This window comes from Roseateles cavernae (assembly GCF_040187885.1).
In the GTDB taxonomy this organism is placed as follows: Bacteria; Pseudomonadota; Gammaproteobacteria; order Burkholderiales; family Burkholderiaceae_C; genus Roseateles_E; species Roseateles_E cavernae.
On record NZ_JBDPLH010000010.1, the window covers coordinates 107,628 to 132,248 of the forward strand.

Genomic DNA, 24,621 nt, shown 5'->3' on the forward strand with positions numbered 1-24,621 from the left:
ACCGCGCCGTAACTGCGACCGATTCTAACGGCGCCCCATCGCCACGGCGCCCATGCCCCCTGGATACGGGTCGGTACAAGCGCGCTTGCGGCTGGACAGGCCTGCCGCTAGGCTCGGCACGGTGTTTTCGGTCCTATTTCGCCGCATGCTGCGCGGGGCGGCCGGGGCACACTGGGGTGGGAGCCCTGCCATGACACGCCTAGCCATCGACCACCTGACCCTCTGGATCAGCGCCGCCGCGCGCGAACACTCGCATGATCTGGTCGCCCATGTGGAGGAGCGCACCGGCGCCAGCCGCCGCGCCGTGCAGGCCGCGCTGCGCCGCCTGGTCGACGCCCATTGGCTGACGCGCAGCGGCACGAGCCGCCGCCCGGTCTATGCCCCCGGCCTGCTGCGCCAGGTGGCGCGCAGCTACACGCTGCACGGCCTGCAGGAGGACCTGCCCTGGCAGCGCGACTTCGCCCCCAATTTCGATCTGCCGCCCCAGGTGGCACGCATGATCCAGCATGGTTTCACCGAGCTGGTCAATAACGCGGCCGACCACAGCGGTGGCTCCAGCGTGACCGTCTCGCTGCGCCAGACCCCCAGCCATGTGCAGCTGCTGGTCTCGGACGACGGCTGCGGCGTGTTCGACAAGATCTGCGCGGCGTTTGATATCGCCGATGCCCAGCACGCGATGCTGGAGCTCAGCAAGGGACGGCTGACCAGCCAGCCCGAGCAGCACACCGGCCGCGGCCTGTTCTTCAGCTCGCAGCTGGCCGATGTGTTCGACATCCATGCCAACAACACCGCCTTCCAGCGCCGCGCCTGGGAGTCGACCGGCTGGCAGCGCGGCCGCCCGCTGCCGCGCCAGGGCAGCTCGATCTATATGGCGATCGCACTGGACACCAAGCGCACGCTCGATCAGGTGCTGGAAGCCTGGAGCACGGCGGGCGATGGCATCGAGTTCGACCGGACGACGATTGCCTTGCGGCTCCTGGCCGGCCCGGGCCAGCCGCTGGACTCACGCGCACAGGCGCGGCGCGTGGCCGCCCGGCTGCCGATGTTCAAGCGCGCCGAGATCAGCTTCGACGGCGTGGCCGATGTCGGCCATGGCTTTGCCGACGAGCTGTTCCGCGTGTTCGCGCGGGCGCACAAGGAGGTGGAGCTGCTGCCCACCCATATGACGCCGCGCATCGCGGCCCTGGTCAAGAGCGCGCAGAACGGCTGATCAGCCGACGCGACACACCTTCAGCATATTGGTGCCGCCCGGATAGCCCATCGGCTCGCCGCAGGTGATCGCGTAAGTGTCGCCGGGCATCAGCGCCCCACGCTCCACCAGCAGTTTCTCGGCCGCCGCCAGCGCGGCGTCGCGGTCATCGAACTTGGGCATCAGCAGCGGCCGCACATTGCGGTACAGACACATCTTGCTCTGGCTGAGTTCCTGCGTGGTCAGCGCGAAGATCGGCACCTGGATGCGGTGGCGGCTCATCCACAACGCGGTCGAACCCGACTCGGTCAGCGCAACGATGGCCTTGCAGCCCAGGTGGTAGGCGGTGAACAGCGCGCCCATCGCGATGCTCTGGTCGATGCGGCCGAACTGGCGGCCGGCGAAATCGGTGTCCAGGCTGACGAACTCGGCGCGCTCGGCTTCCAGCGCGATCGCGGCCATCTGCTCGATGGTCTCGACCGGGTATTTGCCGGCCGCCGTCTCGGCGCTCAGCATCACCGCGTCGGTGCCATCCAGCACCGCGTTGGCGACGTCGGACACCTCGGCGCGGGTCGGCACCGGGTTGACGATCATCGACTCCATCATCTGGGTCGCAGTGATCGCCACCTTGTCGAGCTCGCGGGCCAGCTTGATCATGCGCTTTTGCAGCGCCGGCACGGCCGCATTGCCGACCTCGACCGCCAGGTCGCCGCGCGCCACCATGATGCCGTCGCTGGCCTTCAGGATGGCTTCCAGATGCGGGATCGCCTCGGAGCGCTCGATCTTGGCGATCAGGCCCGGCTTGTGGCGATAGGGCTCGCCGGCCACATTGCAGAGCTGGCGCGCCATCTCCATATCGGTGGCGTTCTTCGGGAAGCTGACCGCCACATACTCGGCCTGGAAGCTCATCGCCGTCTTGATGTCCTCCATATCCTTGCCGGTCAGCGCCGGCGCGGTCAGGCCGCCGCCCTGCTTGTTGATGCCCTTGTTATTGGACAGCTCGCCGCCGACCTTGACGATGGTGTGCACCGCCGCGCCCTTGACGGCCTCGACCGTCAGCACCAGCAGGCCATCGTTGAGCAAGAGGGTGTCGCCCGGTTTCACGTCGCGCGGCAGCTCCTTGTAGTCCAGGCCCACGGCCTGCTCGTTGCCGAGCTCGACGCGGTCGGCATCGAGGATGAAGGGCGTGCCGTTGACCAGCTCGATCTTGCCGTGCTCGAACTTGCCGACGCGGATCTTCGGACCCTGCAGATCGGCCATGATGGCGACCTGCTTGCCGGCCGCGCGCGCCGCCTCGCGCACCAGGCGGGCGCGGTCGATATGGTCCTGCGCCTTGCCGTGCGAGAAGTTCAGCCGCACGACATCGACGCCGGCCCGGATCATGCGCTCCAGCACTTCGGGCGACGAGGAGGCAGGCCCCAGGGTGGCGACGATCTTGGTGGCACGGGTCATGATGAAGCGGTCTCGCTGGAATTAAGTTACAGGCGAGCGATTATGGGCCGCATCAGGACGCCGGCAATGGTTTCACGCGGTTTCATCCCTTCGCCGCGAGCACATCCGCAACAGCCAGCGCCGTCATATTGACGATGCGCCGCACCGTGGCCGAGGGCGTCAGGATGTGCACCGGCGCGGCCGCTCCCAAGAGGATGGGCCCGACGGTGACGCCCTGGCCGGCGCTGATCTTCAGCACATTGAAGAGGATGTTGGCGGCATCCAGGGTCGGCAGCACCAGCAGATTGGCCGCGCCCTTGAGCTTGCTGTCGGGCAGAAAGGTCTGGCGCACCGCTTCGCTGAGCGCCGCATCGCCGTGCATCTCGCCGTCGCTCTCGATCTCCGGATGGGCGGCCGCGAACAGCTCGTGGGCACGCCGCATCTTGACGGCCGAGGGCCGCTTGCTGGAGCCGAACATCGAGTGCGAGACAAAGGCCAGCTTGGGCGGCAGGCCGAAGCGCTGCACCTCCTCAGCCGCCATCGCGGCGATCTCGGCCAGCTGTTCGGCGTCGGGGCTGTCGTTGACAAAGGTGTCGGTGATGAACAGGGTCTGCTTCTCCAGCATCACCGCATTCATCGTCGCAAAGCTGCGGGCACCGGGCTTCAGGCCGATCAACTCGGAGACATGCTCCAGATGGCTGTCGAAACGACCCACCATGCCGCAGATCATCGCGTCGGCATCGCCCAGCTTGATGGCCAGCGCGCCGATGGTGGTGTTGGAGCGCCGCACCGCCGCCTTGGCCGCCTCGGGCGTGAAGCCGCGCCGGCCCATGATCTGGTGATAGGCCTCCCAGTACTGGCGGAAGCGCGCGTCGTTCTCGGGATCGATCACCGCGACATCGCCGCCCAGTTGCAGGCGCAGGCCTGCGCGCTGGATGCGCATCGCGATCACCTCGGGCCGGCCGATCAGGGTCGGCTTGACCAGACCCTCATCCAGCGCCACCTGCACCGCGCGCAGCACTCGCTCGTCCTCGCCCTCGGCGTAGATGACCCGCGCCGGATTGGCCTTGGCCGCCGCGAACACCGGCCGCATGAACATGCCGGTCTGGTAGACGAAGCGCGACAGTTCCTGGCGGTAGGCGTCCAGGTCCTGGATCGGCCGGGTCGCCACCCCCGAGGCCTCGGCCGCCCGCGCCACCGCCGGCGCGATGCGCAGGATCAGGCGGGCATCGAAGGGCTTGGGGATCAGGTAGTCGGGGCCGAAGGCCAGTTCCTCACCGGCATAGGCAGCCGCCACCTCATCGCTGGTCTCGGCCTTGGCCAGATCGGCGATTTCGCGCACGCAGGCCAGCTTCATTTCCTCGGTGATCTTGGTCGCGCCGCAATCCAGCGCGCCGCGGAAGATATAGGGGAAGCACAGGACGTTGTTGACCTGGTTCGGATAGTCCGAACGGCCGGTGGCGATGATGCAGTCGGGCCGCACCGCCTTGGCCAGCTCGGGCCGGATCTCGGGCTCGGGATTGGCCAGGGCCAGGATGATCGGTCGCTCGGCCATGGTCTTGACCATCTCGGCCGTCAGCACCCCGGGGGCCGAGCAGCCGAGGAAGACATCGGCACCGGCCACCACATCGGCCAGGGTCTTGGCCTCGGTCTGCTGGCAGTAGCGCTGCTTGCTCTCGTCGAGTTTGTCGCCCCGGCCCTCGCGGATCACGCCCTTGGAGTCGACGACGAAGATGTTCTGGCGCGCTACGCCCAGCCCCACCATCACATCCAGGCAGGCGATCGCTGCGGCGCCGGCGCCGGAGGTCACCAGCTTGACCTTGGCGATGTCCTTGCCCACCAGCTCCAGCCCGTTCAGCAGGGCCGCCGCGCTGATGATGGCCGTGCCGTGCTGGTCGTCATGGAAGACCGGGATGTTCATGCGCTCGCGCAGCTGCTTCTCGATATAGAAGCACTCCGGCGCCTTGATGTCTTCCAGATTGACACCACCCAGGGTCGGCTCCATCGCCGCGATGATCTCGACCAGCTTGTCCGGGTCGCGCTCGGCCAGCTCGATATCGAACACATCGATGCCGGCGAACTTCTTGAACAGGCAGCCCTTGCCCTCCATCACCGGCTTGGCCGCCAGCGGGCCGATATCGCCCAGGCCCAGCACCGCCGTGCCATTGGTGATCACGCCGACCAGATTGCCGCGCGAGGTGTACTCGGCCGCCAGGGTCGGGTCTTGCTCGATGTCCAGGCAGGGATAGGCCACGCCGGGCGAGTAGGCCAGCGACAGATCGCGCTGGTTGGACAGGGCCTTGGTGGGGGTGACCGAGATCTTGCCGCGCGTCGGGCTGCGGTGGTAGTCGAGCGCAGCTTCGCGCAAGGCGCTTTCCGCAGGCGACAGGGCCGGCGACAGGGTTTTGCTCATCCAGGTCTCCTCTTGTAGGGCCGGTGAGATTACTCCTGTTCGCCACGCATGCCGATGCCGAGTGTTTTAACTGGCATGCAAAGATGGCAATGAAGCCGCCATCAAGAAAGGGGCCGAAGCCCCTTGTTCATCTCAGCCCGCTGCGCGCTTGGCCAGCCCGGTCGCAAGCATGCGACCGGTCCTTCGCCAGCCAGCGCAAGGGTGAGCAGTCACCCTTGCGCGCGCCGGCTCAGGATCTCGAAGGCCGGCAGGGTCTTGCCCTCCAGCACCTCCAGGAAGGCGCCGCCGCCGGTGGAGATATAGCCGACGTCCTTGTCGATGCCGTATTTGGCGATCGCGGCCAGCGTGTCGCCGCCACCGGCGATGCTGAAGGCGCTGGACTCTGCAATCGCGCGGGCGATGGCCTCGGTGCCGCCGGCAAAGGCGTCGAACTCGAACACGCCGACCGGACCATTCCAGACGATGGTGCCGGCCGCCTTCAGCTGCGCGGCCAGGATGGCGGCGGTCTTCGGGCCGATGTCCAGGATCAGGTCGTCGTCGGCCACCTCGGTGGCGGCCTTGACGGTGGCCTCGGCATCGGCGGCAAAGCGCTTGGCGGTCACCACATCGACCGGAATCGGCACGGCGGCACCGCGCGCGCTCATCGCATCGATCACGGCCTTGGCCTCGCCGACCAGATCGGGCTCGGCCAGCGACTTGCCGATCGACAGACCGGCCGCCAACATGAAGGTGTTGGCGATGCCGCCACCGACGATCAGGCCGTCGACCTTGTCGGACAGCGCTTTCAGGATGGTCAGCTTGGTCGACACCTTGGAGCCGGCGACGATGGCGACCAGCGGGCGCTTCGGCTGGGCCAGGGCCTTGCTGATCGCGTCGATCTCGGCTGCCAGCAGCGGGCCGGCGCAGGCGATGGGCGCGAACTGCGCGATGCCATAGGTCGTGCCCTCGGCGCGGTGGGCGGTGCCGAAGGCGTCGTTGACATAGATGTCGCAGAGCTGGGCCATCTTCCTGGCCAGCTCTTCGTTGTTCTTCTTCTCGCCCTTGTTGACGCGGCAGTTCTCCAGCAGCACGAGCTGGCCCGGCGCGACCGACACGCCGTCGACCCAGTCGGCGACGACAGCGATCTCGCGGCCCATCAGCTCGCCCATGCGCTTGGCGATCGGCGCCAGCGAATCCTCGGGCTTGAACTCGCCCTCGGTCGGGCGGCCCAGATGCGAGGTCACCATCACCGCAGCGCCGGCTTTCAGCGCCTGCTCGATGCAGGGGATGGACGCGCGGATGCGGGTGTCCTCGGTGATGTGGCCGGCATCATCCTGCGGCACATTGAGGTCGGCACGGATGAAGACGCGCTGGCCGGACACCTTGCCGGCGGCGACCAGATCGGAGAAACGCAAAACGTTCATGGGAGGGAGCTTGGTGGTTGGATTCAGGCCGAAGCTTACCAACCCAGGCCGATCCGAAGCGCCAGCATCACCACCGTGCCGCTGATGATGGTGCCGAGGATGCCTCCCTTCCAGAAGAAATAGGCGGTGCCGACGGCCGTGGCATAGAGCCGCGCATCCTTCCAGGTCGAGATCAGCTCGCCCTGGCTCATCACGATCTCCGGCACGATGACGGCCGCCAGCGCGGCCAGCGGCGCATAGCGCAGGCCCTGCTTGAGCCAGTCCGGCAAGGGCAGCTCGTTCTTCGGGATCAGGAAGAAGGAGCGCGTCAGCAAGGTGATGGCCCCCATGCCCAGGATGGCCAGCGTGGTCTCCCACCAGTTCATGTGCGCGGCCCCTCTCGCGGCCCTTCGGGCAACCATTTCTCCATCATCAGGCCGACGGCTACCGCCACCGCGATCGCCACCATGATGTTCAGCCGCAGCGGCAAGGCATAGGCCGCCACCGCCGCGCAGCCGGCCACTGCGGCCGTGACCCAGGTATTGCGGTCCTTCAGCAGCGAGTAGGACAGGCCCAGCAGGGCCAGCACGCCGGCAAAACCCAGGCCCCATTCGGTCGGCACATGGTTGGCCAGGAGGATGCCGGCGATCGACGGGATCTGCCAGGCGCACCAGTTCAGCGCCACCCCGCCCCAGAAATAGGGCTCCTGCTCGGGCGCGGGCTTGCCGTCGGGAAAGCGTTTCAGGAAGGCGACATAGTTCAGGTCGGCGGCGAAATAGGCGATCTTCATGCGCCGGGCTCGCGGCAGATGGCCGAAATACATGCGCCACTGGGTGCTGAAGATCACGAAGCGCAGATTGACGCAGAAGGCCGTGGCCCACAGCACCCACATCGGTGCGCCGGCCGCGATCAGCGGCAGCGAGGCCAGCTGCGAGCTGCCGGCGAACACCACCAGGCTCATCAGCAAGGCCATCCAGACCGACAGCCCGCTCTTGACCATGGCCACGCCGGTCACCAGACCCCAGGCCGAGATGCCCAGCGTGATGCCCATCATCTCGCGCGCCCCCCGGCGAAACTCGGGGTCGCGCGTCAGCGCCAGATAGTTGGATACAACAGCCCGCATGGACCGATTGTCGGCGCAAGCCGGGCGGCACGGCGCCGCCCTGTGCGTATAGCGTCAGTTGCCCAGGCGCTTGATCGAGCCGCTGCCGGCCACCGAGCTGCTGATCTCGGGCGATCCGAGATAGCGCACATCGCCGGAGCCGGCGATGCTGACCTTGAGCTGCTTGTTGGCCTGGACCTGGACATCGCCGGAACCGGCAATGCTGACCTTGACCTCGTCGGCCACCAGCTCGGACGCTTTCACGTCGCCGCTGCCGGCCACCGAGACCGCCAGGCTGTTGATGCGACCCTTGGCCAGGATATCGCCCGAGCCCGAGACCTTGAAACCGACCCGCTCGCTGAACAGCTCGGCAAAGCGCACATCGCCGGAGCCCGAGATGCTGGCATCGAGCTGCGGCGTCTTCATCGTCTCGACCCGGATGTCGCCGGAGCCGTTGACCGCCAGCGCGCGCAAGGCGCCAATGTCGACATTGACCTGGATGGGCATCGTGCCGGACAGGCGATAGCCCTTCTTGGTCCGGACCTCCAGCGTGCTGCCGACCAGCTGGGTCTCGATCAGCGGCAGCAGATTCTTGTCGGCCCGGATCTCGACCGACTCGGTCGCGGCCTGCCGCACCAGCACCTTGAACTCGCCGCTCAGCGTGATGGCATCGAAGCTGCCGGGGCTGCGCTTTTCGCTGGCCGCCTCGCCCGAGCCCTTGACGCGCTCGCCGCTGCCGAAGGTCCAATCCCAGGCCTGGGCCGGACTCAGGGCGGCCAGACCAGACAGCGCGATGACAGCCACAGCAAGGCGGCGACGTTGGGTGTTCATGACGGGGTTCTCCTCGTTGTGGATTGCAGTGCCGCCATCATGGCTCAGCCCGGCACGCGGCCCCAGCATGACGCGACCAACTGCAATTCAAAACCCGCCAGCTGCGCCTCAGCGCGACGCGGCGGGGCGGCTCGCCTCGCGAGACGCGCCCTTGGGCTCGGTCTCGACATCGTCGGCCGGCTTGGCCGCGCCTGGGCGCGGCACGACCGGCGCCACGCCCTCGAGCTTGTTCTCGCGCATGTACTCGTCCATCTCGCGCCAGCCGGCAAACACCGCCGCCTTCTGCGCCTTGGGGTTCAGCAGATAGCAGTCCTCGATCGCGCGCATCGCATGGCGGCAGGCGCTGCCTATGGCCTTGCCCTCGGCCTCCTTGTTGGCGGCGGCCTTGGCCGGGTCTTCGATGCCCAGCTGCTCGCAGCCGGCCAGCAAGAGGACGGCAAGCAACACGGGAGAGAGGGAGAGAATGGCCTTCATCGCCCCATTATCGGCCGCTGGGGCCAGGTCTTGAGTCGCGGCCCTTGCTCAGCGCCGGGCCATCTCCAGCAGGCGGGCGACCCGCTCCTCGGTGGCCGGGTGGGTGCTGAACAAACCCTTGATACCGCCAGCGGACAGCGGGTTCATGATCATCATCTGGGCGGTCTCGGGGTGGCGCTCGGCCGCCTCCATCGGGATGCCCTTGGCATAGCGCTGGATCTTCTCCAGCGCCGAGGCCAGGGCCTGCGGGTCGCCGGAGATCTCGGCGCCGCCGCGGTCGGCCTCGAACTCGCGGGCGCGGCTGATGGCCATCTGGATCAGGCTGGCGGCGATGGGCGCCAGAATCATCACCAGGATGCTGACGATGGGGTTGGCCGGCCGGCCCTCGCTGTCGCGCCCGCCGAAGAACATCGCGAAATTGGCCAGCATCGAGATCGCACCGGCCATCGTCGCGCTGACCGTGCTGATCAGGATGTCGCGGTGCTTCACATGGGCCAGCTCGTGCGCCATCACGCCGCGCAGCTCACGCTCGCTGAGCACGCGCATGATGCCGGTGGTCGCGGCCACGGCAGCGTTCTCGGGGTTGCGACCGGTTGCAAATGCGTTCGGCGCATCCTCGCGGATGATGTAGACCTTGGGCATGGGCAGCTGGGCCTTGGCGGCCAGCTCGCGCACCATGGCGTAGAACTGCGGCGCCGAGGTCTCGTCGACCTGCTGCGCGTTGTACATCTTCAGCACCATCTTGTCCGAGAACCAGTAGCTGAAGAAATTCATCGCCACGGCCACGGCCAGGGCCAGCCACATGCCGCTCTGTCCACCCAGCATGGCGCCGATGGCCATGAAGAGGGCGGTGATGGCGGCCATCAGGATGGCGGTCTTCATCAGATTGAACATGTCGTCGAACTCCTTTGTGGACCGCAGATGGGGTGTCCACCCCGAAATTCAAGCCGCCGGCGTGATGAAGCGGCTGCCGACCGCCACCGGCCGGGCCTGCAAAAAAGCCTGGGCCGGCAGGCGCTTGCCACCGGCACGCTGCAACTCGGTCAGCCGCAAGGCCTGCTCGCCGCAAGCCACCAGCAGGCCGCGCTCGTCGGCCGCCAGCACTTCGCCGGGCTGGCCTTGGCCCTGGGGCCGCTCCGCCAGCTCGGCGCGCCAGCATTTCAGGATTTCTCCGTCCAGCTGGGCCTGGCCGCCCGGGAAGGGATCGAAAGCGCGCAGCCGGCGCTCGATCTGCGCGGCCGGCTCGGTCCAGTCGATCTGCCCTTCGGCCTTCTCGATCTTGTGGGCATAGCAGACCCCCTCGGCCGGCTGCACCACCGGCCGCAACCCCCCCTGCTCCGCCAGCGTCAGCGCTTCGACGATCAGGCGCCCGCCCTGCGCCGCCAGACGGTCATGCAGGGTCGCCGTACTTTCCTGCGGCGCGATGTCCAGGGCCTCGACCAGCAGCATGTCGCCGGTATCCAGGCCGGCATCCATCTGCATGATGGTGATGCCGGTCCGGGCATCACCGGCCTCGATCGCGCGATGGATGGGCGCGGCGCCACGCCAGCGCGGCAGCAGCGAGGCGTGGATGTTCAGGCAACCGAGGCGCGGCAGGTCCAGCACCCATTGCGGCAGGATCAGGCCATAGGCGGCCACCACCATCACATCGGGCCGCGCATCCAGCAAGGCCTGGCGCGCGGCGGCCGCCTCCTCGGGAAATTTGCCATCCAGGCGCAGGCTGCGCGGCTGGGCCACCGCGATGCCATGATCGACGGCGAACTGCTTGACCGGCGAGGCCTGCAGCTTCATGCCGCGACCGGCCGGCCGGTCGGGCTGGCTCAGCACCAGCGGGATCTCGTGGCCGGCCGCCCGCAGGCAGGCCAGCGCTTGTTTGGCGAACTCGGGGGTTCCTGCGAAGACGACGCGCATGGACCGCCTCAACGACGCCGCGACTGCTCTTCGCGCGTCTTCTTGACCATCTTGCTCTTGATGCGCTCACGCTTGAGCGGGCTCAGGTACTCGACAAAGACCTTGCCCATCAGATGATCCATCTCGTGCTGGACGCAGACGGCCAGCAGGCCCTCGGCCTCGAACTCATGGGGCTGGCCGTCGCGGCCCAGCGCCCGCACGGTGACCTTGGCATGGCGCGGCACCTTGTCATAGATGGCCGGCACCGACAGGCAGCCCTCCTCGCCCTCGACCCAGCCATCGCTGTGGGCGACCAACTCGGGGTTGATCAGCACGCGCGGCTCGTCGCGGCCTTCCGAGGTGTCCATCACGATGACGCGCTCATGCACATCGACCTGGGTCGCGGCCAGGCCCACGCCTTCGGCCGCATACATGGTCTCCAGCATGTCGTCGACCAGGGTGCGGATGCGTTCATCGACCGCCGTCACCGGCTTGGCCACCGTGTGCAGACGGGCATCGGGGTATCTCAGGATATTCAGTATCGCCATGGACATCTTCAAGGTTTATGGCCGCCTCTTTGGTGCTAAGGAGGCAGCCCGGGCTGTGGACAACGCACAACGCCTGTTTGTAAGAGCGTGCAAGAGCATCGGGGCACCGGACGCTTTCATTGCGACCACCCCTGATTGGGGGCAAAATCGTCTCAAGCCAAGCGGATTTTCGCCGATCTTGAGCAATACCCGCTTGAAGCGGTCCATTCGGTGTGCACGCCGAACATTTTTTAGCTGAGACAGCGCCGCGCTGCGAGGCAGAAGGCGCGGGAGATTTCTTGATGACCCAGAGGCGGCCCCAACTCCCCCACCCTGCCAGTTGCCTGACGGCGCTGGTCCTGAGCCTGGTCGGCGTTTCCGCCTCGGCCACCAACTACCCCATCACCGCCGATCAGCGCCAGACTGCCGCGCGCGTGGCCCAGGCCGGCGTGCCGCTGTCGGAGCTCTCGCCCAACGCGCCGGACGGCCACACCGTCAAGCCCGGCGACACCTTGTGGGACATCTCCAAGCTCTTTCTGACCAGCCCCTGGCGCTGGCCCGAGCTCTGGGGCATGAACCGCGACCAGATCAGCAACCCGCACCTGATCTACCCGGGTCAGGTCTTGCTGCTGGTCAAAAGCAATGGCCGCGCCAGCCTACAGCTGGCGCGTGGCGCCGGCGCGGGCGATGGCGGCACCGTCAAGCTCTCGCCGCAAATCCGCTCCAGCCGGCATGACGACAACCCGATCACCGCGATCCCGCAGCACCTGATCGAACCCTTTCTGACCGATGCCGTGGTGTTCGACAGCGACGAGCTGGCGCGTGCGCCGCGCATCGTCGCGACCCAGGAGGGCCATGTGCTGCTGGCCAAGGGCGATCTGGCCTATGCGCGCGGCGATCTCAGCCAGGCCACCGACTACCGGGTGTTCCGCAACACCGTGCCGCTGCGCGACCCGACCACGCGCGAGATCCTTGGCTACGAAGCGCCTTATCTGGGCACGGCCGAGCTGAGCCGCCCGGCCGAGAACCGCCAGCTGGCCGACGGCAAGGTGGATGTGATCCCGGCCACCCTGGTGATCAAGACCACGCGCCAGGAGATTGGCGTCGGCGACCGGCTCTCGCCGGTGCCGCAGCGCAGCTTTGCGCGCTATGTGCCGCATGCGCCGGCCAATCCGATCTCGGGCCAGATCGTTTCGATCTACGGCGACGCGCTGAACGCCGGCCAGAACCAGATCGTTGCGCTGAACCGCGGTGCCCGTGATGGCATGGAGCGCGGCCATGTGCTGGCGCTGTGGCGCGACGGCCGTCGCATGGTGGACCGCACCGGCGAGAAGCGCGAGGACATCAAGCTGCCCGACGAGCGCCATGGCGTGCTGTTCGTGTTCCAGGTCTATCAGCGGGTCTCCTATGCGCTGATCATCTCGGTACAGGACCCGGTCTCGGCCGGCGACCGCTTCACCCAGCCCTAGCGCGGGCGACCCCGGTCAGGACGCGCAGATGGAGCGCAGCGAACTGGCCGCCTGGCTGCAACTGCTGGAAACACCGGGCCTGGGGCTGGAGAGCGCACGCCGGCTGCTGGCCGGCCTGGGCTCGCCGCAGGCCGTGATCAGCGCCACCGCCCTCACCCGGCGGCAGTTCGTCGCCGCCGGGCCGGCCCAGGCGCTGGGCGAGCCCAGCGCCGAGCTGCTCGGCCTGATCGTCCGCACCTGGGCCTGGTTGCAAGGCGATCCGCGCCGCGATGTGCTGGTGCTTGGCGATGCCGACTATCCACCGGCCCTGCTGCAAACCGCCGACCCACCGCTGCTGCTCTATCTGATCGGTCGGCGCGAGCTGCTGGCGGCCGAGTCCCTGGCCATCGTCGGCAGCCGCAGGCCGACCCCGCAAGGACGGGACAATGCCCACGATCTGGCGCAGGCCCTGGGCCAGGCCGGGCTGACCGTGGTCTCGGGCCTGGCCGTGGGCATCGACGGCGCCGCCCATGCCGGCGCGCTGAAAAGCACCGCCGCCACCATTGCCGTGCTGGGCACCGGGCTGGACCAGATCTACCCGAGCAGCCACCAGCGCCTGGCCAACGAGATCGCGGAGCGCGGCCTGCTGCTGAGCGAGTACTCGCTGGGCACGCCGCCGCTGCCGGCCAATTTCCCGCGCCGCAATCGCATCATTGCCGGACTGGCGCGCGGCTGCCTGGTCGTCGAGGCGGCGCCGCGCTCGGGTTCGCTGATCACCGCCCGGCTGGCCGCCGAAGCCGGCCGCGAGGTGTTTGCCGTGCCCGGTTCCATCCACGCACCGCAAAGCAAGGGCTGCCACGAACTGCTGCGCCAGGGCGCCAAGCTGGTCGAGCGCGCCGAGGACGTGCTCGAAGAGCTGCAGCCCTCGCGCGCCGCGCCGGTGCTCAGAGGCAGCCTCCGGGAAGACGGGCCGGCCGACCCGCCCGAGCCGGAGGGCGAGACGGGCCTGCTGCTGGCCGCGATGGGCTATGAGCCGGTCAGCCTGGACGCACTGCAGGCGCGCGGCGGCTGGTCGGCCGCCCAGCTCAATGCGCTGCTGCTGGAACTGGAGCTCAGCGGTGCCGTGGCCCGGCTGCCGGGCCAGCTGTTCCAGCGCCAGGGCCAGGCCTGAATCGGCCCATATTCGGTCCATATCTGCCGCAAAAGCGGGTTTTCGGCCCCGGTTTCGCGCGCCAGGGCTTTGGGGGCCTGGGTTATAGTCGATTCATGTTTGACGTGCTCGTCTATCTCTACGAAACCTACTGGCGGCCCGACGCCTGCCCCGATCACGCCCAGCTGACGCGCAAATTGTCGGCCGTAGGCTTCGAGAGCGACGAAATCCAGGAAGCCCTGTCCTGGCTGGACGGTCTGGCCGAGGCGGCCCAGTCCTATCACGGCGAACAGGGTGCCCTCAGCCAGCGCGTCTATTCCGTTGACGAGCTGGACCATCTGGGCGAGCCCTCGGTCGGTTTCGTCAGTTTTCTGGAGTCGGCCGGCGTGCTGCCGCCGCCGATGCGCGAGATGGTGATCGACCGCGCGATGGCCATTCCCGGCGCGCCAATGGATCTCGAAGACCTGAAGATCATCGTGCTGATGGTGTTCTGGAGCCTGGGCGAGGAGCCCGATGCACTGATCCTGGACGAGCTCTTCGTCGCGCCGGAAGACCGGCTGATCCACTGACCCGCTCATCAGTTGGGGTCAGAGCTACGCGCTTTGCGCGGGCGGTCTGACCCGCAATCAACTCAGCAATCTCGTCGGATCCACATCCAGCTTGGCCAGCGCATTGCGCGTGGCCTTGACCGTCAGCGCCTCATCCTGGGCCGGCAGCAGCAGGCCGGCCTGCAAAAATGCCGCCAGCCGGCTCAGCTGGAACAGCACGCCGCGCCCCTTCGGTGACACGAACAAGGTCAGCTGGTGGCGCATGCCGCGCCAGGCCAGCTGCACCGCCTCGTTGCGGCCGCGATAGTCCAACATATACCAGCCACCGACCTGAAGCTCCTTGGCCCAGGCCAGCATCGCCGGCGTCGGGCTGGAACCGCCCTCGGCCACCACTTCCAGGTCCTCGGTCTCGTGGCCCGACAGATCGCGCACCAGCGATTCGTTGATCTCCAGCCCGCCGGCCTCGGGCAGCAGCGCGTCGAGCGCCTGCAGCTGGTCCATCAGCTCGTCCAGGCGCTCGCGCGGGATCGCGGCGGTCTTGGCGGTGAAGGCCGCCGCCAGCGAATTGTTCAGCGCGCGGATCTGCTCGTCCTGCTTGGCGCTCGGCAGGCCGGCATGGCCCATGCCGTCGCGCAAGGTCTTCAGCAGCGGCGGCAGCCGGCGTATCACTTCGGCACGCTCTTCCCGGGAAACCTTGGCGCTGGCCGACCAGATCAGATCGGCGGCAGCCCGCTTCATCGCCTTGGTGTTGTCGGACTGGGCGCCGCTGCGCACCGCGGTGACAGCCAGCACATCAGCCCAGACATGGAACAGGAACTCGCGCACACCGTCCTGCACCGGCACCTCGTTGAGCATCTTGCGCAGCTCGATCGTGAACTGGATCGCCAGCGTCTCGCGCTGCTCGACCTGCTGGGCCAGCGACACACCCTTGCGCGAGGCCTGGTTCTCGTTCTCGAAATAGTGGTCGAGAAACTTCTCGAACTCGGTCAGCACGGTCTGGAACACGCGCCGCCCGGTATCCGGATAGGCCTCGACGACCTGGACGATGCGCTTGATCTCGCGCTCCAGCGCCTCGCCGACACCGCTGCCGGCCGAGGTGTTGAAGCCCATCACGCAGGAGCCCATGCGGTCGATCAGCGCGCGCGCCGGATGCTCGGCCTCGGCAAAGAAATCGGGCTCGCTGACCGCCACCCGCAGCACCGGCATCTGCAGCCGCGCAAACCAGACCCGCACAGCGGCCGGGATGCGCTCCTCCTGCAGAATGCTCTGGAACAGCAGGGCCACGATCTCGATGGTCGCGCGCTCGGCCGGCGTGTCCGCGGCCTGCTTGAGCACCTGCTTGAAAGCCTGGTTGCGGGCCTTGATCTCTTCGAGCTGCTGCGGCGCCGGGGCCTCGACCTCGGGGCCGGCCCCGACGGCAGGGCGGCGCTGCAAGGCCTCCTGCGCATGATTGATCGCGGCTGCCAGGCGCGGCGATGCGCTGCCCATCTGGCTGGGCCGTCCCGTCGCGCCTGGCGCCGGCTGGCGCGACGGCGCGGCGCCCGCGGGCGACACGGTCCGATAGCCGGCCGACGGCGATACCGTGGCGGCAAAACCCGGCACCTGGCGGCCCACCACGCGTTGCAAGAGCTGCATCACCTCCTCGGCCGCACGGCTGGCCTGGCTGCGCGCGGCAACCTCGACCGGCGCGACCTGGCGCGCCATATAGCGCGTCTCCTCATGGCCGCCGCTGAGCTCCTGACGTGTCGAGGGCCGGTGGGCCGCGGCAGCACTATTACCAGCACGGCGGATGAAAGGCCGCAGATCGACCTCGGGCAGCACGCCCTGCTGGATCAGCCAGCGATTGGTCTCGTGATAGGCCTCGCCCAGCAGCAGCGAGAACTCGGCATGCAGCGTGCTCTTGAGCATCTGCCATTCCGAGGGGCTGAGCCCGCTGCGATACCAGGCATCGAGCGCCAGGCCGGCCACCACCGGGGCGCGCAGCAGATCGTGGGCCGGCAGCTCATCAAGCTGCTCCAGCTGATGCATGCGGGTGCGCAGATCGGTGAACTCCCACGAGGCCTTGTCCATCATCGCCAGCGACAGGCGCGAGCCGATGATCTCGCGCTCTATCGTGTCATCGTCCACCAGCGAGAGCGGGCCGGACTGGCTGGATCGCCCCATCGCCTGCCGGGCCTCGGCCACGCCATGCGAGACCGCGTGGCGCAGACCGGCGACGAAGGCGCTTTGCCAGGCCGGGCCATGGCGCATCCAGGCGGCCACACCGTCACGGCGCGCCACCATCACCGCGTACTCGGCCGGCAGCAGCAGCAACTGCTGGGCGGCCTCGTTGAGCACGCCGGCCACCGGCGCCAGGCCGCGCACCAGGGCCTCCAGATAGACATGCCGCGCATGCGAAGCCAAGGCTTTGTTGCGGGCGGCGTCGGTCATGAAGGCGTCAGGGATTCAGGCAGCTGGTGCAAATGACTCTACACCACCGCTCCGGAGTTCGGATCGTCCGGATCTTCCTTGTTGACCGGGGCCTTGACCAGGTCTTCGCGCTTGATGCCCAGCCACATCGCGATCGCCGCAGCCACGAAGACCGAGGAGTAGATGCCGAAGCAGATGCCAATGGTCAGTGCGATCGCGAAATAGTGCAGCGAGGGGCCGCCGAAGATCAGCATCGACAGCACCATCATCTGCGTGGAACCGTGGGTGATGATGGTGCGGCTGGTGGTGCTGGTGATCGCATGGTCGATGACCTCGTGCGTGTTCATCTTGCGGAACTTGCGGAAGATCTCGCGCACCCGGTCGAAGATCACCACCGACTCGTTGACCGAGTAGCCCAGCACCGCCAGCAGGGCCGCCAGCACCGTCAGCGAGAACTCCCACTGGAAGAAGGCGAAGAAGCCCAGGATGATGATGACGTCGTGCAGATTGGCGATGATGCCGGCCACCGCGAACTTCCATTCGAAGCGCAGCGCCAGATAGATCATGATGCCGACCACGGTGAAGGTCAGCGCCAGCGCGGCGTCCTGCGCCAGCTCGGCGCCCACCGCCGGGCCCACCACCTCGGAGCGCGAGAGCTTGATCGGCTCGGCCTGGCTCGCCGTCATGCAAACCTGCTTGCTGATCGACTCGCCCTTGTCGGTGACGATGTCACGCTGCGAGACGGTGCCACTCTCGGCCTTGCACAAGGCATCGAACACCAGGCCGACCTGCTCGGTCTGCTTGACGTCGCCGCGCAGCGGCAGGCGGATCATCACATCGCGCGAGGTGCCGAAGTTCTGCACCTGCACCTCGCCGAAGCCCATGGCCTCGACGGTGTGGCGGGTCTTCTCCAGATTGGCCGCCTGCGCATACTCGACCTCGACCACCGAACCGCCGGTGAACTCGATCGAGAAGTGCAGGCCCCGGGTGACCAGGAAGAACACCGCGAGGGCGAAGGTGACGAAGGAGATCGCGTTGAGCAACAACGCGTGCTTCATGAACGGGATATCCCGTTTGATGCGGAACAGTTCCATGACTAGTTTCCTCAGGCCTTGGGCGCGTCGGCCTCGGGCTTCCAGATCTGACCGATAGAGACGGACTTGAGCTTCTTCTGGCGGCCATACCAGAGATTGACCAGGCCGCGCGAGAACACCACCGACGAGAACATCGAGGTCAGGATGCCCAGGCAGTGCACCACCGCGAAGCCCTTGACCGGGCCGGAGCCGAAGGCCAGCAGGGCGACACCGGCGATCAGGGTCGTCACATTGGAGTCGAAGATCGTCGCCCAGGCGCGCTCGTAGCCGGCATGGATGGCGGCCTGCGGCGCGGCGCCGGCGCGCAGCTCCTCGCGCACCCGCTCATTGATCAGCACGTTGGAGTCGATCGCCATGCCCAGCACCAGTGCGATGGCGGCCATGCCCGGCAGGCTCAGCGTGGCCTGCAGCATCGACAGCACCGCGATCAGCAGCAGCAGGTTGAAAGCCAGGGCCAGCGAGGAGAACACGCCGAACAGTGCGTAGTAGATGCACATGAACACGGCCACCGCGACAAAGCCCCACAGCACCGAGGCCAGGCCCTTGGCGATGTTCTCGGCACCCAGGGTCGGGCCTATGGTCTTCTCTTCGATGATCTCCATCGGCGCGGCCAGCGAACCGGCGCGCAGCAGCAGGGCCGTGTCGCTGGCTTCGGTCGTCGTCATCGCGCCCGAGATCTGCATGCGCGAGCCGAGCTCGCCACGGATCACCGGTGCGGTCACGACCTCGCCCTTGCCCTTCTCGAACAGCAGGATGGCCATGCGCTTGCCGATGTTCTCGCGCGTCACGTCCTTCATGACCCGCGCGCCCTTGGCGTCGAGGTTCAGATGGACGGCGGGCTGCTGGTTCTCGTCGAAGCCGGCCTGGGCGTCGACCAGGTTGTCGCCGGTGATGACCACCTGGCGCTTGACGATGATGGGGCCGAAACCGCGGTCGATATAGCGCTCGGTGCCGAAGGGCACCGGGCCGCTGCCGGCCACAGCCGCCTGGGCCTCGGCGCTGTCATCCACCATGCGCAACTCCAGCGTCGCGGTGCGGCCGATGATGTCCTTGGCGCGCGCCGTGTCCTGCACGCCGGGCAGCTGCACGACGATGCGGTCCAGACCCTGCTGCTGGATCACCGGCTCGGAGGTGCCGAGCTCGTTGACGCGGTTGTGCAAGGTGGTGATGTTCTGCTTCAGCGCGGTTTCCTGCACCTGCACCAGGGCCTGCGGCTTCAGCGCGCCGGTCAGCGTCGGCTGGTCGCCGCTCTGGCCAGGGGTCCATTGCACATCGGTGATCTGGTCGCCCAGCAGGGTGCGCGCCGCCGTCATGGCCGCCGCATCGCGGAAGGCCAGCACCACGGTATTGCCATCGCGGCTGATGCCGGCATGGCGGATGTTCTTGTCGCGCAGCAGGGTGCGCACGTCGCCGGTCAGCGACTCGGCCTTCTTGGTCAGCGCCGCCTTCATGTCGACCTGCATCAGGAAGTGCACGCCGCCGCGCAGATCCAGGCCCAGATACATCGGGAAGGCATGCAGATTGGACAGCCAGCGCGGCGAGCGCGACAGCAGGTTCAGCGCGACGATATAGGTCGGGTCATTCGCATCCGGGTTCAGCGCCTTGCTGATGACGTCCTTGGCCTTCAGCTGCGTATCGGTGTCGGCGAAGCGGGCCTTGACCGAATTGCCCTCGAACTCGACGAAGTCGGCCTTAATCCCGGCGGCGCTCAGCGCCTGCTCAACCCGCGACTCCATCGAGGCATCGAGCTTGACGGTGACCTTGGCGCTGGAGACCTGGACGGCCGGCACCTCGCCGAAGAAATTCGGCAGCGTGTAGATGAAGCCGATCAGCATCGCGATCACAAGGATCGCGTACTTCCACAGCGGATAACGATTCATGGTGCGTCCTCTCAGGCCGAGTCAGCGTCAGCGCCTGAAGCGAACCCGGCACCATCATGGCGCCGGGCTATGGTTTGGGGGCGTGCGCCGACGGCGCGGCACCCCTGGCAGCTGGATTACTTGACGGTGCCCTTGGGCAGCACCTGCACGACCGCGCCGCGCTGGACCTGCAGCTCGACCCCGGTGGCCACTTCCAGGGTCACGAAGCTGTCGCCGAGCTTGGACACCTTGCCCAGCAGGCCGCCCGAGGTGACGATCTCATCGCCCTTGGCCAGGGCCTCGATCATGGCCTTGTGCTCCTTCTGACGCTTCATCTGCGGGCGAATCATCACGAAGTACAGCACCACAAACATCAGCACCAGCGGCAGCATGCTCAGCAAGCTGGACTCGGTGCTACCGGCGGCAGCGGCCGGGGCGGCTTGGGCAAAAGCGTTGGAAATAAACACGTCGGAATCCCTTTGGTGAAAGCCGCCCTTGGCGGACGGAAGAACTGCGGATTGTATGCGGCCACCCGGGGCGGCCACCCACCGCAGCCGAGATGGGGTTGACAAGCCGGAATTCAAAAAATATTCTACAAATATATTAAATGCAAACCCTGCTGGCCAGAGCCTAGCGGCCTGCGATGATGGCGCCATGACCGACAGCAACGACGCTCCCGAGCAAGACCATAAACGCCGCGTGGCCGACCAGGCCTATGACGCGCTCGAATCGATGATCGCCACCCTGGTGCTCAAGCCCGGCGCCCCTATCGTCGAGGCCGAGCTGATCGAGCGCACCGGCCTGGGCCGCACGCCCACCCGCGAGGCGCTGATGCGCCTGGTCTCCAACGGCCTGATCGTGCAGCTGCCGCGGCGCGGCCTGCGGGTCAGCGATATCTGGCTGGCCGAGCATCTGGACCTGGTCGAGGCGCGCCGGGTGCTGGAGCGCCTGATCGCCGGGACCTCGGCCCGGCGCGCCACACCGGCCCAGCGCGAGGACCTGCTGGCCTGTGCCCGCAGCATGGTCAAGGCCGGCGAGGACGATGATCTGGCCGCCTATATGGATGCCGATCAGGCGCTGGACCGGGTCAACCACGCGGCCTGCCGCAACCCCTTCGCGGTAGCCGCCGTCGTGCCCATGGTGATCCAGTGCCGGCGCTTCTGGTATGCCTACCAGCACCAGGGCGATATCAAGGAGGGCGCGCGCCGCCATCTGCTGCTGGCCCAGGCCATTGCCAGCGGCGACGGCGAGCAGGCCGCACAGGCCAGCGACGCCTTGATGGACTATCTGCGCCAGTTTGCCCAGGCGGTGATCGAATGAGCACGACTCGCATTGTTGACTCCCACACCGGTGGCGAACCGACCCGGCTGATCGTCAGCGGCGGCCCCGATCTCGGCCGCGGCAGCATGGCCGAACGGCTGCAGCGCTTTCGCAGCGAGCACGATGCCTGGCGCCGCGCCGTCGTGATGGAGCCGCGTGGCTCGGACGTGATGGTCGGTGCGCTGCTGTGCGAGCCCGAGCTGAGCGACAGCACGGCCGGCGTGATCTTCTTCAACAACGTCGGCTATCTGGGCATGTGCGGCCACGGCAGCATCGGCCTGGTCGCGACCCTGGCCTGGCTGGGCCGCATCCAGCCCGGCGAGCACCGGATCGAGACCCCGGTGGGCCGGATCACGGCACGGCTGCATCAAGACGGCAGCGTCAGCATCGCCAATGTGCCGGCCTGGCGCCATGCCAAGCGGGTGGCCGTGCGCATCGCCGGCAAGACCGTGCACGGCGATGTCGCCTGGGGCGGCAACTGGTTCTTTCTGTGCGAAGACCATGGCCTGAGCCTGGAGCTGGCCTCGGTCGAGGCGCTGACCGACTTCGCCTGGGCGCTGCGCCAGGAGTTGCCGCGCCAGGGCGTCAGCGGCGCCGGCGGCGCCGAGATCGACCATATCGAGCTGCTGGGCCCGCCAGCCGACCCGGCCCACAACGGCCGCAACTTCGTGCTGTGCCCCGGCAAGGCCTACGACCGCAGCCCCTGCGGCACCGGCACCAGCGCAAAGATCGCCTGCCTGGCGGCCGACGGCAAGCTGGCGCCCGGCGCGCTCTGGCAGCAGGAAAGCGTGATCGGCAGCGTGTTTGCCGCCAGCTACCAGAGCGGTGAGCCGGGTCAGGTCTTGCCCACCATCCATGGCCGCGCCCATGTGAATCTGGATGCCAGCCTGGTGTTCCAGGGCGGCGACCCCTTCGCCTGGGGCATCGCCTGAAGACCGCCAGCACCCGTCGGGCCGATGTGCTGATCGTCGGCGCCGGCATCGTCGGCGCGGCCTGCGCGCGCGAGTTTGCGCGCCAGGGGCTCAGCGTGGCCGTGATCGAGTCCGGCGCGGTCGGTGGTGGTGCGACGGCGGCCTCGATGGGCCATCTGCTGGTGGTCGATGACGAGGCGGGCGGAAATGACCCGGAGTTCGCGCTGAGCCAGCGCTCGATGCGGCTGTGGCAGGACTGGCTGGACGAGAGCGCCGGCCATGCCGCCCAAGTCGAGCATGGACGCTGCGGCACGCTGTGGCTGGCCGCCGACGATCAGGAGCTGGCACTGGCCGGGCGCAAGCAGGCCTGGTACGCGGCACGCGGCATCGCGGCCGAGCTGGTAGACGGCGCCACGCTGGCGCGGCTGGAGCCTATGCTGCGCCCCGGCCTGGCCGGCGCGCTGCGCGTGCCGGGCGACGGCCGCGTCTACCCGCCCAAGGTCGCAGCCCACTGGCTGCAGGGCTGTGAGCTGATCAGCGGCGAGGTCATCGGACTGGACGGCCACAGCCTGAGCCTGGCCGACGGCCGGCGGCTCTGGGGCGGCCTGATCGTGCTGACGGCCGGCCTGGCCAGCCAGCGCTGGCTGCCGCAGGGCTGGCTGCTGCCCAAGAAGGGCCAGTTGGCGATCACGCAACGAAGCACGCCGCGCGTCGCTCACCAGCTGGTCGAGCTCGGTTATATCAAGAAGGCCCATCTGGCCGACCAGGACACGGTGTCCTTCAATGTGCAGCCGCGCCCCGACGGCCAGCTCTTGATCGGCTCCTCGCGCCAGATCGGCCGCAGCGATGCAGCGCTGGACCGCGCCATGCTCGAAGCGATGCTGGCCCTGGCCTGCGACTATCTGCCCGAGCTGGCGACGCTGAGCCTGCTGCGCTGCTGGACCGGCCTGCGGCCGGCCAGCCGCGATGGACAGCCGCTGATCGGCGCCCACCCCGAGCACCCGCGGGTCTGGCTGGCCTGCGGCCATGAGGGCCTGGGCATCACGACCTCGCTGGCCACGGCCGAGCTGCTGGCCCAGCTGAGCCTGGGCCAGTCCACCCTGTTGAACGCCGCGCCCTTTGCGCCGGCGCGCCTGCTGTGATGAGTAACAAGATCGTCTTGCAGATCAATGGCCAGCCCCATGCGGTGCCGGCCGGCTGTAGCGTGGCGGCCGCGCTGGCCCATGCCGGCCTGAGCGCCACGCGCCACTCGGTCAGCGGCCAGCCGCGCGCCGCCTTCTGTGGCATGGGGCAATGCCAGGAATGCCGGGTCACGATAGACGGCGTCACCGACCGGCTGGCCTGCATGAGCCCGGCAGCGGCCGGCATGGACATCAAGACCTGCACATGAAGACTCTGGACGCCGATATCACCGTCGTGGGCGCCGGCCCGGCCGGCATTGCCGCCGTCTGCCGCTTGATCGCGGCCGGCCGGCGCGTGGCCTGGGTCGATCAGGGCGCCCGGCCCGGCGGCCAGATCTGGCGCGCCGGCCTGCCGCCGCGCTGGGGGCGCGCGCTGGACGAGATCACGGCCAGCCCGCTGCTGCAGCGGCTGGCCGGCCATGCGGTGGTCGATGCCAATGGCCCGCAGCGCCTGCTGCTGCACGACACGCTGAGCAGGCAGGGTTTGTGGGTGCGTTCGCCGCAGCTGCTGCTGGCGCTGGGCGCGCGCGAGCGTTTTCTGCCCTTCCCCGGCTGGACACTGCCCGGCGTGCATGGGGCCGGCGGCCTGCAGGCGCTGATCAAGAACGGTTGGCCGGTCGCCGGCCGTCGCCTGGTGCTGGCCGGTTCGGGCCCGCTGCTGCTGGCCGCCGCCGACACGGCCCGCGCGGCCGGTGCCGATCTGCTGCTGGTCGCCGAGCAGGCCTCGCGCGCCGCGCTGCTGGGCTTTGCCGCCGGCCTGGACACCGCCCGGCTGGCCCAGGCCGCCGGCCTGGGCTGGCGGCTGCGCGGCCGCTACCGCAGCGGCCACTGGGTGCGGCGCGCGATCGGCAGCGACAAGCTCGAAGCCGTCGTCATCAGCGATGGCCACAGCGAGCAGCAGCTGGCCTGCGACGCCTTGGGCGTCGGCTTCGGCCTGCTGCCCAATACCGAGCTGGCCGAGCTGCTGGGCTGCCGCATCGAGGACGGCGCCATCGCGGTCGATGCACAGCTGCGGACTTCGCTGCCGCAGGTCTGGGCGGCCGGCGAATGCACCGGCATCGGCGGGGCCGACAAGGCCCTGGTAGAGGGCGAGCTGGCGGCGCTGCGGATGCTGGGCCAGGACGGACAGCCGCTGCAGGCCGCCCACCGCCAGGCCCAGCGCTTCGCACGTCGTCTGGCCCGCAGCTTTGCCTTGCGGCCCGAGCTGCTGCAGCTGGCCGAGGCCAAGACCCTGGTCTGCCGCTGCGAGGATGTGTCCTTCGGTGCGCTGAAGGCGCAGCGCGGCTGGCGTGATGCCAAGTTGCAGACCCGTTGCGGCATGGGGGCCTGCCAGGGCCGCGTCTGCGGTCCGATCACCCAGCAGCTGCTGGGCTGGGACGCACGCGGCCAGCGCGCGCCGCTGCAGCCGGCGCCGATCGCGCTCTTCCTGCCGGACAAGACTTGACCCTGCTCCCGGCATCGC

At 68.2% G+C, this 24,621-nt stretch carries 23 protein-coding genes; 9 read left to right on the forward strand and 14 right to left on the reverse strand.

Going from position 1 to position 24,621, the window contains the following annotated elements; translation table 11 throughout:
- Window positions 1–190 precede the first annotated feature (190 nt).
- Window positions 191–1,210, forward strand: a complete 1,020-nt coding sequence (locus ABGI63_RS21505; RefSeq protein ID WP_349744547.1) for an STAS-like domain-containing protein — start codon at window positions 191–193, stop codon at window positions 1,208–1,210.
- Here ABGI63_RS21505 and pyk read toward each other — a convergent pair whose 3' ends face one another.
- From pyk to def, 10 genes are all read right to left on the reverse strand, one after another.
- Window positions 1,211–2,641, reverse strand: coding sequence for a pyruvate kinase (gene pyk, locus ABGI63_RS21510; RefSeq protein WP_349744548.1), 1,431 nt, complete (start codon window positions 2,639–2,641; stop codon window positions 1,211–1,213).
- An 82-nt stretch (window positions 2,642–2,723) separates the two neighbouring features.
- Window positions 2,724–5,033 (reverse strand): NADP-dependent malic enzyme, encoded by a 2,310-nt coding sequence (locus ABGI63_RS21515; RefSeq protein WP_432767452.1) that lies wholly within the window; start codon window positions 5,031–5,033, stop codon window positions 2,724–2,726.
- 209 nt (window positions 5,034–5,242) lie between these two features.
- Window positions 5,243–6,436, reverse strand: a complete 1,194-nt coding sequence (locus ABGI63_RS21520; protein ID WP_349744550.1) for a phosphoglycerate kinase — start codon at window positions 6,434–6,436, stop codon at window positions 5,243–5,245.
- 35 nt (window positions 6,437–6,471) lie between these two features.
- Window positions 6,472–6,801 (reverse strand): AzlD domain-containing protein, encoded by a 330-nt coding sequence (locus ABGI63_RS21525; RefSeq protein ID WP_137944675.1) that lies wholly within the window; start codon window positions 6,799–6,801, stop codon window positions 6,472–6,474.
- Window positions 6,798–7,538 (reverse strand): AzlC family ABC transporter permease, encoded by a 741-nt coding sequence (locus ABGI63_RS21530; protein ID WP_349744551.1) that lies wholly within the window; start codon window positions 7,536–7,538, stop codon window positions 6,798–6,800. Before ABGI63_RS21530 ends, ABGI63_RS21525 begins: the two co-directional genes overlap by 4 nt.
- A gap of 54 nt (window positions 7,539–7,592) precedes the next feature.
- Window positions 7,593–8,348, reverse strand: a complete 756-nt coding sequence (locus ABGI63_RS21535; RefSeq protein WP_349744553.1) for a head GIN domain-containing protein — start codon at window positions 8,346–8,348, stop codon at window positions 7,593–7,595.
- Between the two features lie 108 nt (window positions 8,349–8,456).
- On the reverse strand, window positions 8,457–8,795 hold the full coding sequence (locus ABGI63_RS21540) for a hypothetical protein (RefSeq protein WP_432767453.1): 339 nt from the start codon (window positions 8,793–8,795) through the stop codon (window positions 8,457–8,459).
- Between the two features lie 75 nt (window positions 8,796–8,870).
- Window positions 8,871–9,716: a zinc metalloprotease HtpX gene (gene htpX / locus ABGI63_RS21545; RefSeq protein ID WP_349744556.1), complete on the reverse strand. Its 846-nt coding sequence runs from the start codon at window positions 9,714–9,716 to the stop codon at window positions 8,871–8,873.
- 48 nt (window positions 9,717–9,764) lie between these two features.
- Window positions 9,765–10,733: a methionyl-tRNA formyltransferase gene (gene fmt / locus ABGI63_RS21550; protein ID WP_349744557.1), complete on the reverse strand. Its 969-nt coding sequence runs from the start codon at window positions 10,731–10,733 to the stop codon at window positions 9,765–9,767.
- 8 nt (window positions 10,734–10,741) lie between these two features.
- The gene (gene def, locus ABGI63_RS21555) at window positions 10,742–11,260 is read right to left on the reverse strand and encodes a peptide deformylase (RefSeq protein ID WP_349744559.1); all 519 of its coding nucleotides are present in this window, start codon (window positions 11,258–11,260) and stop codon (window positions 10,742–10,744) included.
- A gap of 281 nt (window positions 11,261–11,541) precedes the next feature.
- On the opposite strand from def, the gene ABGI63_RS21560 reads away from it, so the two are divergent.
- From ABGI63_RS21560 to ABGI63_RS21570, 3 genes are all read left to right on the forward strand, one after another.
- Complete coding sequence (locus tag ABGI63_RS21560; protein WP_349744561.1) at window positions 11,542–12,708, forward strand: LysM peptidoglycan-binding domain-containing protein; 1,167 nt, start codon at window positions 11,542–11,544, stop codon at window positions 12,706–12,708.
- A 28-nt stretch (window positions 12,709–12,736) separates the two neighbouring features.
- The gene (gene dprA / locus ABGI63_RS21565; protein WP_349744562.1) at window positions 12,737–13,858 is read left to right on the forward strand and encodes a DNA-processing protein DprA; all 1,122 of its coding nucleotides are present in this window, start codon (window positions 12,737–12,739) and stop codon (window positions 13,856–13,858) included.
- Between the two features lie 95 nt (window positions 13,859–13,953).
- Window positions 13,954–14,406 carry a Smg family protein gene (locus ABGI63_RS21570; protein ID WP_266003713.1) on the forward strand — a complete coding sequence of 151 codons (453 nt, stop codon included), beginning with the start codon at window positions 13,954–13,956 and terminating at the stop codon, window positions 14,404–14,406.
- Between the two features lie 57 nt (window positions 14,407–14,463).
- On the opposite strand, the gene ABGI63_RS21575 is transcribed toward ABGI63_RS21570, so the two are convergent.
- The 4 genes from ABGI63_RS21575 to yajC all read right to left on the reverse strand — a co-directional run bounded on the left by ABGI63_RS21575 (window position 14,464) and on the right by yajC (window position 20,214).
- Window positions 14,464–16,815: a DUF1631 family protein gene (locus tag ABGI63_RS21575; RefSeq protein ID WP_349744563.1), complete on the reverse strand. Its 2,352-nt coding sequence runs from the start codon at window positions 16,813–16,815 to the stop codon at window positions 14,464–14,466.
- A 38-nt stretch (window positions 16,816–16,853) separates the two neighbouring features.
- Entirely contained in the window at window positions 16,854–17,888 is a 1,035-nt protein-coding gene (gene secF / locus ABGI63_RS21580) for a protein translocase subunit SecF (RefSeq protein ID WP_349744564.1), read from the reverse strand.
- An 11-nt stretch (window positions 17,889–17,899) separates the two neighbouring features.
- Window positions 17,900–19,768, reverse strand: coding sequence for a protein translocase subunit SecD (gene secD, locus ABGI63_RS21585; RefSeq protein ID WP_349744565.1), 1,869 nt, complete (start codon window positions 19,766–19,768; stop codon window positions 17,900–17,902).
- 116 nt (window positions 19,769–19,884) lie between these two features.
- Window positions 19,885–20,214, reverse strand: a complete 330-nt coding sequence (gene yajC, locus ABGI63_RS21590; RefSeq protein WP_349744567.1) for a preprotein translocase subunit YajC — start codon at window positions 20,212–20,214, stop codon at window positions 19,885–19,887.
- A gap of 187 nt (window positions 20,215–20,401) precedes the next feature.
- Here yajC and ABGI63_RS21595 point away from each other — a divergent pair, with 187 nt between their 5' ends.
- The 5 genes from ABGI63_RS21595 to ABGI63_RS21615 are packed head-to-tail and all read left to right on the forward strand — an operon-like array spanning window position 20,402 to window position 24,603.
- Complete coding sequence (locus tag ABGI63_RS21595; RefSeq protein ID WP_349744568.1) at window positions 20,402–21,067, forward strand: GntR family transcriptional regulator; 666 nt, start codon at window positions 20,402–20,404, stop codon at window positions 21,065–21,067.
- On the forward strand, window positions 21,064–21,999 hold the full coding sequence (locus ABGI63_RS21600) for a 4-hydroxyproline epimerase (RefSeq protein WP_262971543.1): 936 nt from the start codon (window positions 21,064–21,066) through the stop codon (window positions 21,997–21,999). Before ABGI63_RS21595 ends, ABGI63_RS21600 begins: the two co-directional genes overlap by 4 nt.
- A 26-nt stretch (window positions 22,000–22,025) precedes the next feature.
- A complete protein-coding gene (locus ABGI63_RS21605; protein ID WP_349744569.1) occupies window positions 22,026–23,120 on the forward strand; it encodes an NAD(P)/FAD-dependent oxidoreductase in 1,095 nt (364 codons plus the stop codon).
- Window positions 23,120–23,368 (forward strand): (2Fe-2S)-binding protein, encoded by a 249-nt coding sequence (locus ABGI63_RS21610; protein ID WP_349744570.1) that lies wholly within the window; start codon window positions 23,120–23,122, stop codon window positions 23,366–23,368. The genes ABGI63_RS21605 and ABGI63_RS21610 overlap by 1 nt, the downstream gene beginning before the upstream one ends.
- The gene (locus ABGI63_RS21615) at window positions 23,365–24,603 is read left to right on the forward strand and encodes an FAD-dependent oxidoreductase (RefSeq protein ID WP_349744571.1); all 1,239 of its coding nucleotides are present in this window, start codon (window positions 23,365–23,367) and stop codon (window positions 24,601–24,603) included. Before ABGI63_RS21610 ends, ABGI63_RS21615 begins: the two co-directional genes overlap by 4 nt.
- Window positions 24,604–24,621: the final 18 nt, after the last annotated feature.